Source organism: Sinorhizobium sp. BJ1 (assembly GCF_002531555.1).
GTDB classification, from domain to species: Bacteria; Pseudomonadota; Alphaproteobacteria; order Rhizobiales; family Rhizobiaceae; genus Sinorhizobium; species Sinorhizobium fredii_B.
Window position 1 is genome coordinate 80,569 of sequence record NZ_NWTH01000021.1, and the last position, 13,508, is coordinate 94,076.

Below are 13,508 nucleotides of genomic sequence, written 5' to 3' on the forward strand. Positions count from 1 at the left end.
GCGTCCACCATGTCTGACAACACTCCGATCCTTGAACTTCAAAATGTCGACAAGAGCTTTGGTCCGATCGACGTACTGCACGACATCTCGCTCAAGGTCCGTGCGGGCGAGGTGCTCTGCCTGCTCGGCGACAATGGCGCTGGTAAGTCGACGCTCATCAAGACGCTTGCGGGGGTACACAAACCGACGCGCGGCACCATCCTGATGGACGGCAAGCCCGTCGAATTCAGCGGACCGCGCGATGCGCAGGAAAAGGGCATCTCGACGGTGCACCAGTTCGGGGGCACCTTTCCGCTGATGTCGATTGGCCGCTCCTTCTTTGTAGGAGTCGAACCGACCAAGGGCTGGGGCCCGTTCAAGATCTATGACCGCAAGACGGCCAACGAGATTGCCGTCAAGGCCGTTCAGGACTTCGGAATCACCCGTATAGAGGATGGCGATCGTCTTGTCGGGGGGCTCTCGGGGGGCGAACGCCAGTCATTGGCCATCGCCCGTGCCGTGCATTTCGGGGCCCGTGTGCTGATCCTTGACGAACCGACCGCCGCTCTCGGCGTGAAACAGGCGGCGCATGTGCTGCGGATCGTGAATGAGGCGAAGCGACGTGGCCTGGCGGTGATTTTTATCACCCATCAGGTCATGCATGCGATGGCGGTTGGTGACCACTTCGCCGTGCTCATCCGCGGGGCGATCGCCGCTGATTTCCGCAGGGGTGAAAAGACCCGTGAGGAGATTACCGACTTGATGGCGGGCGGGGAAACCATGGCGGACCTCTCGGCTCAAATCGAAACCTACATGGCAAGCCACGAGGGGCATCCGCCGCCGCCAGCCCAGTAATCGCTGACGCCACCACAAACGAAATTGCGCAATGCGCCAGCTTCGACAGCGCCTGAAAAGACCGCCGTTGGAGGAGGGAGAATTGCGTCCGGAATCTGGAGGTCAAAATGAAGATTGCACTCGACCCGTTCATGCATCGGCATCTCTCGCTTGAGGAGTTGCCCAGCAAGGTCAAGAAACTCGGCTACGATTGGATCGAGCTTTCGCCTCGCGGCGATTTCCTCGAATGGTTCAAGGCGCCGCGCGTTTTCCCCAACCGCATCAAGTCGTTCAAGAAGGCACTTTCTGATGCCAATGTCGGCATCGCCTCGCTGCTGCCGATGTACCGCTGGGCCTCTAACGACGAGACCGAGCGACAGGCTGCGGTAAAACACTGGAAGCGCGCCATCGAGATCGCCGTCGAACTGGGCGTCGACACGATGAACTCGGAGTTCGGTCGCGGTCCGCATCCCGACAAAGGCTCGTGCTACTGCTGCCACACCGGCTCCATGATCGAGGCCTGCGAGGACGCCTGGTGGCGATCGATGGAAGAGCTGGTGCCGGTCTTCGAGCGCGAGGGCATCGCGCTTCATGTCGAGCCCCATCCCGAAGATTGGTGCGAGACGCTGCAGCCAGCCCTCGACATTATCCGCACGGTGAATTCGAAGAACGTCAAGTTCCTCTACTGCGCGCCGCATACGTTCTACTTCGGCGACGACACCAAGGCGATGCTGCGCGAGGCAGCGGATGTGCTCGCGCACGTTCACGTGGGCGACACCTTCAACCACAAAGCGTCTTCAGGCCTGCGCTACATTCTCAATCCTCCCGGCACGCAGGCGCGGGTGCACCAGCATCTGAATATCGGGCAGGGGGAGGTGCCCTGGGACGACTTCTTCGCCACCCTGGCCGAGGTGGGCTTCGACGGCATCATGACGGCCTGCGTCTTCGCCTGGGAAGACAAGGCGGATCATTCCGGCACATTCATGCGCACCGAGATGCAGCGCTACATCGACAAGTACTGGGGCGCGAAATGACCCTGAGAGTTGGTGTCATCGGCACGGGCATGATCGGTCAGGACCACATCCGTCGCCTGACCCAAGTGCTCTCGGCTGTCGAAGTCGTCGCGGTGAGCGATATCGACGGGGCACGCGCCGCCGCGGTCGCGCCTGAAGGAGCCGAGATCTTCGCTACGGCGGGTGATCTGATCCGGTCCGAGACAGTCGAGGCGGTGGTCATCTGCTCCTGGGGGCCCGCCCATGAAGAGCAGCTTCTCGACTGCATCGCCGCCGGCAAACCTGTCTTCTGCGAAAAGCCGCTGGTCACCACCGCGGCCGCAGCACTCAGGGTTATGGAGGCCGAGGTGGCCTTTGGCCGGCGCCTGGTACAGGTGGGCTTCATGCGCCGCTTCGATGCCGACTACCGCCGCCTCAAGGCGACGCTGGACGCTGGCATCCTCGGCGCGCCGCTGATGTTCCATTCGACCCACCGCAACGCGGCAGTTCCCGAGGGGCTCTATACCTCGGAGATGCCGCTCAACGACACGCTCGTCCATGACGCCGACATTTCGCGCTGGCTTCTGAAGGACGAGGTGACGGGGGTCGAGGTCCGCGTGCCTCGCCGCTCGCGCCGTGGCAATGACCTGCGCGATCCGGTCATGGTGCTTCTGCACATGGGCTCCGGTGCGCTGGTCGATGTCGAGATCTCGGTAAACATCACCTACGGCTACGACATACGCGGCGAGGTGAGCTGCGAGGAAGGCACGGCGAGCCTGCCGCTTCGTCCGGCGACCGTCATCCGCGACATCCATGGCGTCCGCCACATGGTACCCGCGGATTGGCGCGAGCGCTTCATCGAGGCCTATGACCAGGAGTTCCGCGAGTGGACAGCCGCGGCAGGGCAGGGGACGGCGACCGGCCCCTCCACCTGGGACGGCTATGCCGCCACGCTCGTCGCCGATGCTGCGCTCCGTGCCGTGGAAACGGGCGCACTCGAGCCCGTTCGCATGTGCGAACGACCGTCACTCTACGCTGGAGGCCGCACGGTAACCAATGTCTCCGGCGCGCCCCGACAATCAAAAAGACAACGTCCTGAAGGGTTCAAATAATGTTGAATGGAGAAAGACTGATCGAACGGCCGCTCCGCTGGGGCATGGTCGGCGGCGGCCGTACCGGGCAGGTGGGCTACAAGCACCGGACCGGGGCGCTGCGTGACGGTACCTATCGGCTGGTGTGCGGCGCGTTCGATCTCGACTCCGAGCGAGGCCGCGATTTCGGCGTGAATCTCGGGGTCGAGGCGGACCGCTGCTATGCCGATTACAAGGAACTGATCGCCAAGGAGACGGCGCGCGAGGACGGCGTCGAGGTCGTCTCGATCGCCACGCCAAATTTCACCCATTACGAAATCACCAAGGCATGCCTGGAAGCGGGTCTGCATGTGATCTGCGAGAAGCCGCTGTTCTTCACAGTTTCCGAATGCGAAGAGGTGGCGAAGCTCGCCGAAGAAAAGGGCCTGATCGTCGGCGTGACCTACGGCTTCACCGGTCATCCGCTGGTTCACCAGATGGCCGCCATGGTCAAGAAGGGCATGCTCGGCGACATCCGTATCGTCGACATGCAGTATACCCATGGCTTCAACTCGGGCGACGACGTCGGTGCCGGCGAGGCTGTGAAATGGCGCACCAACCCCAAGACCGCCGGCCCGACCTTCGTGCTCGGCGATATCGGCACGCATCTCTATTATCTTTCCGAGATCGTCCTGCCGCATCTGAAGATCGAGAAGCTGCTTTGCGACCGCAAGGCCTTCATCCCGACGCGGGCGCCGCTTGAAGACCATGCAACCGTTCTCATGCATTACGACAATGGCGCCCGCGGCCGTCTCTGGGTGTCTTCCGTAAACGCCGGCAACATGGGTTCGCAGCGCTACCGCTTCGTCGGCTCGAAGGCTTCGATCGAATGGTCCGACAGCCATCCCGATCAGTTGATCTACGAAGTGCAGGGCGAGCCGAACCGCACTCTGCATCACGGCATGCCCTATCTCGAGGAAGAGAGCCTCGCCGTCGATCGCATGGGCGCGCTGCATACCGAAGGCCTCGGCGACAGCTGGGCCAATATCTATCTGTGGATCGCGCAAGCGATCGACGCGAAGAATCGCGCCAACGAAGCCTTCCTGAAGACCCACCACTATCCGGGCATCAAGGCCGGCACGGAAGGTGTCCGCTGGCTGGAGAACTGCGTCCGCTCGGCTGACGCCGGCTCCGCCTGGGTTGATTTCGAATAAGTTCCTCCCCGCCTGGGGGCGCTTTCCGGCGCCCCCCTTTTTTGGACAGAGACAAACATGAAACTTTCAATCTGCACCGATGTGATGGGAGATCTCTCCTTCACCGATATGCTCGACAAATGCGTCAAACTCGGCGTCGAGGGCATCGAGATGACCGGCGGCGGTTGGTCGCGCGCACCGCATTTCCGCGCCGACGAGCTCCTGGCTGATAAGGGGCTCCTGAGGTCCAAGCTCACGGAAATCGAAGCGCGCGGCTTGGAGATCGCCGCGCTTAACTGCTCGGCCAACCCGCTTGATCCGGGCGATATGGGCAAGCGTCACCGCAAAGAGATGGAGCAGACCATCCGTCTCGCCGGCGAGATCGGCGTGAAGACCATCGTGACGATGTCCGGCCTGCCGGAAGCGACACCGGGCGACATGGTCCCCAACTGGCTCGTTTACACCAAGAGCTGGCCCGACGAGATGCCAGAGCGCGATCGCTACCAATGGGAAGACCGTGCTTTCCCGCTGTGGCACGATCTGGTGAAGCTCGCCAAGGAGGCCGGCGTCGAAAAATACGCGCTCGAAAACTTCTCGGCCATGCTCGTGTGGAACCCCGAGACCCTTTTCCGCCTGCGCAATGAAGTCGGCCCAACGGTCGGCATGAACCTCGATCCCTCGCATCTGATGTGGATGGGCGCCGATCCGATCGCCTCCGCCCGCGCGCTGGGCGATGCGATCCACCATTGCCACGGCAAGGACACCCGCATCGAGCGGGGACTTGCAGATGTGAACGGCCTTCTCGAACTGAAGGATGTGACCGACGTCGCCAACCGCAGCTGGAACTACGTTGCTGTCGGGGCGGGCCGTGATCTGCAATGGTGGAAGGAGTTCTTCTCCGTCGTCCGCATGTGCGGCTACAACGGCTGGGTCAGCCTCGAGATGGAAGATTTCACCATGTCTACAGAGGCCGGCATCCAGTCCTCCATCGACGCCCTCCAGGCAACGATCAGCCGCTGAGAGCCTTTCGCGCGGGCAGGCGGCTGCCCGCGCCCGCCGCTTCGGTCCGGCACCGACTGCTGCGAGGCCGCCGATCGCGGCGCGCCGTCCCCATCCTTTCGAAGCGGGTTGGCCGGTGGTCGGGCTCGACAGGTTCTTGTCCTCGTTTTCCATAGTCAGTCTCCTTTCACTCCGCAGCACCTGCTGCAATGGAGGAGAGCCTAACCGGGTAACGTTTCGAGCCTTCCGGGTGAACGTAAAGAAATGTGAAGCCATAGCGTTGGCGTCGCGGCCGCTCAGCATCACTGGGAGGGCGACATGCGCTGTGAAGTCCAGGAAACTATCGTTCGCGGAGCGGGTGGTCGCCTGATGCGCTATCCTTTTACGCGGCGTAGCACCGCTTCAAGAGCATCGGTCAGCGCCCGGCTTCCGCCGCCGCGCTCGAACTCGTCGAATACCTGCTCATTCAAGCCGCCAACCGTCGAAAACTCGCGCCTCAGGTCATCGAGGGGCGTCTGTTGGGCCTGGACCGCCGTCTGCGCCACGCTGGCAAAGAGTGGCGCGAGATAGGCGCGTGCTTTCTCGCGCGCCATGCCCTTCTCGGCCAGCCATCCGGTTGCCCGGTCGAGGATGCCGAAATAGGTGCCCATCAGCGCGCTGGCGGCTGCGAGAAGGTCATATTCCTCCTTCGTGTCGCATTCGACGGCGGTGCCAAGCGCCGCGAAGATAACGGCAATTGCTGGATTGGGCGGATAGATCGCGGTGACGCCTTGATGCTCAGCGACAAAGGGCAGGGGAACCGCCTGGGTGAGTTCCACCTCTTCTTTGATCCAACCTAGAAGCGTGGGGCGGTCCGTCGCCGCTATGACGCTGACGACCGCCTGGCCCGCTCGGAATGTAAGTCCGCTGATTACCTCCTCCGCAATCTGCGGACGGACCGCCAGGAACAGGACGTGTGCGGAACCGACCACTTCCTGGTTATCCTTGGCGATCCGCACGGAGGGAAACCGGTTTGCGAGCCGGGCGGCGATCTCCCGATTGCGCGGCGAGACAACAATCTCGGTGATGTCGAACCCGGAGGTGACGATCCCGGTCACCATCGCCTCGGTAATGGTCCCTGTGCCGACAAAACCGATGCGCATTATTCCGCTGCCTTCCGCCGCGCGAGCGAGACGTCCGTCGTGTAGTTCTCGCGCATGAAGTTGATGAAGTTCTGCTGGAACTGCCGCGTGTGGGCATGCGCCAGCTCGTCGGCGAGATCGACATTCTTCGCCCGAATCGCTTCCAGCATCAGGTTGTGTTCGTCGGTCAGAAGATATCCTTCGTGCGTGCGTTCCAGATATTCGAAATGCAGGTGCAGCATCCGTTGGCCCTGATTGAGCAAGCGCTCGTAAAAGGACGCCAGATAGGGATTCCGGCCCGCCTGGGCGATCGCCATATGGAACTGCTTGTTGGCTTCCGACATCTTGAGGTGATCGCTGGTCTTCACCGCCGCCTCGAATTCCTTCTGCCGCTTGGCGATCGCCTTCAAGTCCGCCTCGGTGCGCAGCTCCGCGGCAAGGCGGGTGTTCATGCGCTGCGCGATGTCCAGCGCCTCGACATATTTCGGGAAGATCGCTACCTCGATCGGCGCGACGATCGTGCTGCGGTTGGATAGGGTAACGACAAGATCCTCGCCCGCGAGCCTGATCAAGGCCTCGCGAACGGGCGAGCGAGACATGTCGAAACGTTCGGCGAGCGTGCTCTCGTCCAGGAGCTGGCCGGGAGCCAGCGTCAGCGCGAGGATTTCATTGCGCAACGTCTCGTAGACGTTTTTCCAGCCAGTGCCCCTGGCCCGTTTCATTTCAATTTCGTCAGACACTTGGCTCGCTTTCTCCGATGCTGAACCCATAGGGCCAGAAAATTGCGGCCTCGACAATGTAATTTTTCCTCTTGACGTTGTCGACACGTAGACGACATAAGCACTAGTGTCGACACGTAGACGACAAAAATAGCGAAGATCGGCTCGAAGCCGACGAGAGGAACCGCGCGCAACGCGCCCGTCAAACAGAGGAAATGACGATGCTTTCGAAGATGCTTTCGCCCGTCCTGCGGGCGCTGCCTGCACTTGCCCTGATCACTGGCCTTTCAACCACCGCTGCATCCGCCCAGACCGCCGAAGGCTACTGGCAGGGCGTGCAGAAGGCGGGTGTCCTTCGCTGCGGCGCGGCTGTGGCTCCGCCCTATGTCATGCGCGATCCCGCGAGCGGCGAATATTCCGGATTCTTCGCCGATCTCTGCCGTGAATTTGCCGATGCGCTGAGGGTCAAGCCGGAATTCGTCGATACCACCTGGGACAACATCGTCGCCGGGCTGCAGTCAGGAAAATGGGACCTGTCGCTAGCGCTGAACAGGACGCCGGCGCGTGCCATGGCCGTTCAGTTCTCCGTTCCGGCGATGGAGTACCAGATCTCGCTCGCCTATAATAAGGAAAACCCGAAAATCCCCGCCGGAGCGGCCTCGGTCGCCGACATCGACAAAAAGGATGTGACGCTGGCGGTCATGTCGGGCACTGCCCAGGACAAGGCGATCTCCGCTGCGGTGAAAAACGCCACGATCCTGCGGCTGCCGGGCAATGACGAGACGCGCCTGGCGGTGGTCTCCAGACGGGCCGACATCCTTGTCGACGCGTCCAACACCAACCAGCTTTTCACCCAGTCCAATCCTGACTGGGCGGTCGCGCTCAATCCGACGCCGGCGCTGGCGAAGCAGGGCGTCGCCTTCGGCCTGCCGCATCAGTTGTCGGCAGCCGACGTGGAGGTGGTGAACATCTTCCTGGAGGAAAAGGTTGCGACGGGCCACGTGGAAGAACTGATCCGCAAGGCGGTCGAAGAGGTGCTCAAGGGCGCGCAGTGACGACAGCCGGGCCGGGCGCCGGATAACGATCGCCCGGCCACCCTCATCCCCTCTTTTGAACAGCGAGATCGGCGATGACCATGTCCTTCAGTGCTCCCCTTGTCAAAATCCAGTCCCTTCACAAGAGCTATGGGCCGCATATCCAGGTTCTCAAAGGGCTCGATATCGAAATGAAGCCCGGCGAAAGAGTCGTGGTCATCGGCCCGAGCGGCGGCGGCAAGAGCACGCTGCTGCGCGTCGTGATGGGGTTGGAGAAGATCGACAGCGGCTCGATCAGCTTCGGCGGCAAGCCCTATATCTCGTCGGATGGCGCCGACGAGAAAACCGAGATCGACACCGAGGTGCGGCGCTCGATCGGCATGGTGTTTCAGCACTATACGCTGTTCCCGCATCTCACCGTCACCCAGAACCTGATCCTCGCGCCGTGCAAGGTGCGCGGTGAAAACAAGGCGAGCGCCACCAAACGCGCCCAGTCGCTCCTCGAACGCTTCGGCCTTGGCGCCAAGGCGAATGCCTATCCGGCGCAACTCTCCGGCGGCCAGAAACAGCGGGTGGCGATCGCCCGCGCCCTCATGCTCGATCCGAAGCTGATGCTGTTCGACGAGGTGACCTCGGCGCTTGATCCCGAACTCGTCGCCGAGGTCGAGCAGGTTATCCTGCAGCTTGCCGCCCAGAACATGCCGATGATGATCGTCACCCATGACATGTGGTTTGCGAAGAACATCGCCTCGCGCGTGATCTTTTGCGCCGGCGGCGTGGTCGTCGAGGACGGGCCGCCCGAGCAGGTGCTAGGCTCTCCCAAGGAAGAGCGCACCCGCGACTTCATCGACCGCGTCTTCCATATCCGGCACTAGGAGGGGGAGATGGGATATTCCTTCGACTTCCAGTCCATCTCCTTCGGGCCGCTGCTTGAAGGACTCCTCGTCACGCTTGAGCTGACGGTCGCCGCCAATCTCATCGGCGTCGTACTCGGCTTTCCGCTGGCGCTCCTGATCATGAGCCGCTTTGCGTCGATCCGATTGCCGGCCATGCTCTTCGTCGAATTCTTCCGTTGCACGCCGGCGATCGTGCAGATCGTCTGGTTCTTCTACTGCGTGCCGATGTTGTTCAATGTCTTCCTCGGCTCGATGACGATGGGCATCCTGGCGCTCGGCCTCAATCTGATGGCCTTCAACGCCGAAGCCTATCGTTCGGCGATCCAGGCGGTGCCGCGCGAGCAGCTCGATGCCGGCATCGCACTTGGTCTTAATCCGCTGCAGCGCACCCTCTATATCGTGCTGCCGACAGCGGTTCGGGCTTCGACCCCCGTCCTGCTCACCAACGGCATCGGCATCTTCCAGCAGACCGCGCTGGTTGCCATCGTCGCCGTACAGAACCTCATGTACCAGGCCAAGACGCTTGCGACGGAGACCTATAGGCCGATCGAGACCTTCACCATCGTCGCGCTCGTCTATTTTGCCGTCTCCTTCCCCATCAGCCAGATCGTCGGCTTCCTGGAACGCCGCCGTCAACTGATGATGAGCTGAGGAGATGACCATGGCTCTCGATTTCTCCATCATCTTTCGGTTCCAGGAGGCGCTCGCGCTCGGTCTCTGGACGACCATCAAGCTGACGCTGATCTGCGTCGTGCTCGGCTGCAGCCTCGGCTTTCTCATAGGCCTCGCCCGGACATCGCGAAGTGCCCTGTTGCGTGCGGTCTCCAGCGTCTATGTCGAGTTTTTCCGCGGCACGCCGGTGCTCGTCCAGCTCTTCTGGATCTTCTTCTGCCTACCGCTGGTTCTCGGCGTCGAGCTCTCCAATCTCACCTCCGGGGTGATCGCACTGACGCTCTATATGGGCGCGATCACCAGCGAGACCTTCCGGGCGTCGCTCAAGTCCATCGATCCGGAACAGCTCGACGCCTGCGTTGCACTAGGCCTGCCGCGCCGCGTCCAGGTGACGAACGTCATCCTGCCGCAGGCGGTGTTGCGCGCCGTTCCGACGCTGCTGTCGAACTGCGTCAGCCTGTTCAAGGAAAGCGCGCTCGTCTCCGCCGTCGGCATGGCCGACCTAATGTTCGTCGGTCAGAACATTTCCAACAACACGGCGCGCCCGATCGAAGTGCTGACCGTCGTCGCCCTCATCTATTTCCTCATCGCCTTTCCGCTCACCCGTGCCGTGACGCTCGTCGAGCGGCGCGTGCTTGCCAAACTCGCGATCTGATCGCAGCCGAATTTGAATAGGAGACTTCCCATGAAACTCTCTGGCGTCATGCCCGCCCTCATCACCCCCTTCGATCAGAACAACCGGATCGACTTCAAGGCGTTTGAAAAGCTCCTGGCACATCTGCGTGAGGCCGGTGTCACCGGCTGGGTTCCAAACGGCTCGACCGGAGAGTATTTCAGCCAGTCAAAGGAAGAGCGCCGCGACGTGCTGCAATTCGTCAAGGACTTCGCCAAACCGGGCGAAATCCTGATCGCCGGCACCAATGCCCCCGCCACCCGTGAGGTTATCGAGCAGACGGCGATCGCCAAGGAAATCGGCTACGACACTGTCCTGCTGGCGCCGCCCTTCTACACCCGGCCCACGCAAGCCGAACTGATCCGGCATTATGAAACCGTGCTCGGTGCCGTGGATGTGAATTTGGTTCTCTATTCCTATCCGGCCAAGGATGGTTCGGACATCAGCTTCGAGCTGTTGGACCATTTCGCCGATAATCCGCGTGTAATCGGGATCAAGGAAAGCTCGGGGGTCTTGCAGCGCGCGATCGACATCGCCAGCCGCTATGAAGGCCGCATTCAACTGGTTTCCGGCTCGGATGACATCGCACTCGACTTCATGTTCTGGGGCGCGGAAAGCTGGATCTGCGGGCCGTCGAACTGCATGGCCAAGGCGTGCTGCGATCTCGACCGAACGTTCAAGTCCGGCGATCTGGACAAGGCGCGTGCGCAGATGAAAACGCTCTACCGGGCGATGAACATCCTCGAAAGCGGCAAGTTCGTACAGAAGATCAAGTATGGCTGCGAGCTTCAAGGCTTGCCCATGGGTGAATGCCGCGCGCCACTAGGCCCGCTGACCGACGATGAAAAGGCCGAGTTCCGCGCTGCTATGGAGCCGATCCTGAACTGGTGATCTTGTGAAAGCGCCATTTCCCGGCCGTGCGGCAATAGGGCAGCGGCCCGTCTACGACTTATCCGCGGCTATGGAGCTAGAAAGATGCGCTTCAGCAAGGTCCTGTCCGTCGTCGATTGCCACGCCGAAGGAGAAAGCGGCAAGGTCATCGTCGGCGGCGTCGGTCAGGTCCCCGGCGAAACCATGTTCGACAAGCGGGTTCATGTCGAAACCCACATGGACGACATCCGCAAGATGGTTCTGTTCGAGCCGCGCGGCGCAGTCTGGCACAATGCAAATATCGTGCTTCCCTCCAATCATCCCGAAGCCGAAATGGGATACGTCATCCTCGAGACGACCGAATACCCGGCTATGTCGGGTTCGAACACGATGTGCGTGGCGACGGTGCTGCTCGAGACCGGAATTTTGCCGATGCGGGAGCCCATCACTGAATTGACGCTCGAGTCGCCGGCGGGCTTGATCAAGGTGCGTTGCGAATGTTCAAACGGCAAGGTGACGAGCGTTCGGCTCGTGAACCAGCCGGCTTTTTGCTATCACCTGGATGCCAACATCGAAGTCGCGGGTCTCGGCACCGTTCGGGTCGACATCGTCTATGGCGGCATGACCTATGCGATGGTCAACGCCGCCGATCTCGGCTTCTCGATCGACCCCTCGGAAGCCCGCGATCTCTGCGAGGTTGGACAGAAGCTCAAGCTCGCGGCCGCCGAGCAGCTGGCTGTCGAGCATCCCGAGAACCCGGTCATACCCGGAATCACCAACACCGAATTCATGGGGCCGCTTCGGCGCGAGCATGGCCAGCTCATTTCGAAAAACTGCGTGGTCGTCTCGCCGGGGCGTTGCGACCGCTCGCCCTGTGGGACCGGCTCATCGGCGAGGCTGGCGCTGCTTCATGCCCAGGGTCTGATCCGGCTTGACGAAACGCTCATCCACGAGTCGATCACCGGCAGCCGCTTCATCTGCAACATCGACGGCGTGACGAGCGTCGGGACGTACGACGCTGTCATCCCGGCGATCGCCGGTCAGGCCTGGATCACCGGTCTCTATCAGATGGGCATGGACCCGACGGATCCCTATCCCGAGGGCTTCACGGTGGCCGACACCTGGATGACCACAGTTTGAACGCCGCAGCAAGCGCCGTCCGAGAGCAGAGAAATGATGAGCGATAATGAGGGCCATGTCGTGGTTGTAGGCGCCGGCATCATCGGCACGACCATCGCCTACGAGCTGCAGCGTCGCGGGAAAGCCGCGGTTCTCGTCGAGCGGGATCCCTGTGGCAAGGGCGCCTCCTACGGCAATATGGCGTCGATCGCGGTCACCGAGTTCATGCCCGCTTCTCGGCCGTCGGTCTGGGCGCAAATGCCGAAATGGCTGATCGACCCGGAAGGACCGGTGCGTATCCGGCCCTCCTATATGCCGAGGCTCGTGTCTTGGTTCCTCCGGTTTCTGGAAGCGAGCCGCCCGTCCCGGGTCAAGGAATTGGAGGCGGCTGGTGCCGTGCTGTGTCGCCGCGTCTACGAAGACCTGATGCCTCTGCTGCAGGAGGCGAATCTAACGGACATGCTGACCGAGGAGGGATGCCTCAGCCTCTATGCGGATGAGGCCGAGTTCAGCGCCGACCGGGAGCATATCGAGGTTCTTGAGCGTTTCGGTTTCCGCCACGAAGTCCTCGGCGGCAACGCCATTCGCGATCTTGAACCCGCCCTGACCTCGAAGATCGCCAAAGCGGTGCTGTTTCCCGAAAACCGCTCGATTAGCGACCCCTACCGGTTGCTCCTGAAACTGCGCGAGAAATTCATGGCGCTCGGCGGCAGGATCGAGCAAGGCGAGGTGGTCGGCTTCGACGAGGGCGATCGCGTCAAGGCCGTCCGCCTGAAGGATGGTCGGTCGAGCGCAGCGTCTCAAATCGTGCTTTCAGCCGGTGCCTACACCGGCAAATTGTCGCGCATTCTCGGCGAGCCGATCCCGCTCGAAACCGAGCGCGGTTATCACACCCAGATCATGGCGCCGGGTATCCGCATGCGCCATTCGATCATCTGGCCGGCGCGCGCCTTCATGGTCACGCCGACGGCCGGCGGCATCCGCGTTGGCGGCACGGTGGAAATGGCGGGGCTCGACGCCGCGCCGGACTACCGGCGGGCGAAAGTACTCGTCAAGCGGGCGCAGGAGGCCCTGCCGGATCTTCGGGCGGAGAGGGCCACGGAATGGATGGGCCATCGGCCGGCGCTTCCCGACACGGTGCCGATCATCGGCCCTTCCGCGAAACACCGCGGTGTCTTCTACGCCACTGGCCACGGACATCTGGGCCTCACCTATGCGGCGACGACCGCGCGGCTGATTGGTGACCTTGTGACCGGCGTCAATCCGCCGATCGATCTCAAACCATACCGCGTGGATCGGTTCTGACAGCAGAGCCGATCACCGACAGCAACGATTGG

Annotated in this window: 14 protein-coding genes; 12 read left to right on the forward strand and 2 right to left on the reverse strand. The window is 61.9% G+C overall.

The genetic code is table 11. From position 1 onward, the window contains the following. Positions 1-9: 9 nt before the first annotated feature. From CO676_RS23350 to CO676_RS23370, 5 genes are all read left to right on the forward strand, one after another. A complete protein-coding gene (locus tag CO676_RS23350; protein ID WP_014763307.1) occupies positions 10-834 on the forward strand; it encodes an ATP-binding cassette domain-containing protein in 825 nt (274 codons plus the stop codon). A gap of 107 nt (positions 835-941) precedes the next feature. After that, a complete protein-coding gene (locus tag CO676_RS23355; protein ID WP_097522819.1) occupies positions 942-1,847 on the forward strand; it encodes a sugar phosphate isomerase/epimerase in 906 nt (301 codons plus the stop codon). Further along, positions 1,844-2,917, forward strand: a complete 1,074-nt coding sequence (locus tag CO676_RS23360; RefSeq protein ID WP_245424400.1) for a Gfo/Idh/MocA family oxidoreductase — start codon at positions 1,844-1,846, stop codon at positions 2,915-2,917. The genes CO676_RS23355 and CO676_RS23360 overlap by 4 nt, the downstream gene beginning before the upstream one ends. Next, complete coding sequence (locus CO676_RS23365; RefSeq protein ID WP_097522820.1) at positions 2,917-4,089, forward strand: Gfo/Idh/MocA family oxidoreductase; 1,173 nt, start codon at positions 2,917-2,919, stop codon at positions 4,087-4,089. Before CO676_RS23360 ends, CO676_RS23365 begins: the two co-directional genes overlap by 1 nt. Positions 4,090-4,146: 57 nt before the next feature. Then, positions 4,147-5,088 (forward strand): sugar phosphate isomerase/epimerase, encoded by a 942-nt coding sequence (locus tag CO676_RS23370; protein WP_014763311.1) that lies wholly within the window; start codon positions 4,147-4,149, stop codon positions 5,086-5,088. 353 nt (positions 5,089-5,441) lie between these two features. On the opposite strand, the gene CO676_RS23380 is transcribed toward CO676_RS23370, so the two are convergent. Both CO676_RS23380 and CO676_RS23385 read right to left on the reverse strand, forming a co-directional pair. Beyond that, on the reverse strand, positions 5,442-6,209 hold the full coding sequence (locus CO676_RS23380) for a pyrroline-5-carboxylate reductase (protein ID WP_097522821.1): 768 nt from the start codon (positions 6,207-6,209) through the stop codon (positions 5,442-5,444). Beyond that, on the reverse strand, positions 6,209-6,928 hold the full coding sequence (locus CO676_RS23385; RefSeq protein ID WP_179875611.1) for a GntR family transcriptional regulator: 720 nt from the start codon (positions 6,926-6,928) through the stop codon (positions 6,209-6,211). Before CO676_RS23385 ends, CO676_RS23380 begins: the two co-directional genes overlap by 1 nt. 200 nt (positions 6,929-7,128) lie before the next feature. Between CO676_RS23385 and CO676_RS23390 the strand changes: the two genes are divergently transcribed. The 7 genes from CO676_RS23390 to CO676_RS23420 all read left to right on the forward strand — a co-directional run bounded on the left by CO676_RS23390 (position 7,129) and on the right by CO676_RS23420 (position 13,476). Then, positions 7,129-7,962, forward strand: coding sequence for a transporter substrate-binding domain-containing protein (locus CO676_RS23390; RefSeq protein ID WP_097522823.1), 834 nt, complete (start codon positions 7,129-7,131; stop codon positions 7,960-7,962). Between the two features lie 74 nt (positions 7,963-8,036). Then, positions 8,037-8,816, forward strand: a complete 780-nt coding sequence (locus CO676_RS23395) for an amino acid ABC transporter ATP-binding protein (protein WP_097522824.1) — start codon at positions 8,037-8,039, stop codon at positions 8,814-8,816. Between the two features lie 9 nt (positions 8,817-8,825). Next, entirely contained in the window at positions 8,826-9,488 is a 663-nt protein-coding gene (locus CO676_RS23400) for an amino acid ABC transporter permease (protein WP_097522825.1), read from the forward strand. Positions 9,489-9,498: 10 nt separating this feature from the next. Then, the gene (locus CO676_RS23405; protein ID WP_097522855.1) at positions 9,499-10,164 is read left to right on the forward strand and encodes an amino acid ABC transporter permease; all 666 of its coding nucleotides are present in this window, start codon (positions 9,499-9,501) and stop codon (positions 10,162-10,164) included. Positions 10,165-10,194: 30 nt separating this feature from the next. Beyond that, positions 10,195-11,073 carry a dihydrodipicolinate synthase family protein gene (locus CO676_RS23410; RefSeq protein WP_097522826.1) on the forward strand — a complete coding sequence of 293 codons (879 nt, stop codon included), beginning with the start codon at positions 10,195-10,197 and terminating at the stop codon, positions 11,071-11,073. Between the two features lie 84 nt (positions 11,074-11,157). Further along, a complete protein-coding gene (locus tag CO676_RS23415; protein WP_097522827.1) occupies positions 11,158-12,192 on the forward strand; it encodes a proline racemase family protein in 1,035 nt (344 codons plus the stop codon). A gap of 36 nt (positions 12,193-12,228) precedes the next feature. Next, on the forward strand, positions 12,229-13,476 hold the full coding sequence (locus tag CO676_RS23420) for an FAD-binding oxidoreductase (RefSeq protein ID WP_179875612.1): 1,248 nt from the start codon (positions 12,229-12,231) through the stop codon (positions 13,474-13,476). The last annotated feature ends 32 nt before the right edge of the window (positions 13,477-13,508 follow it).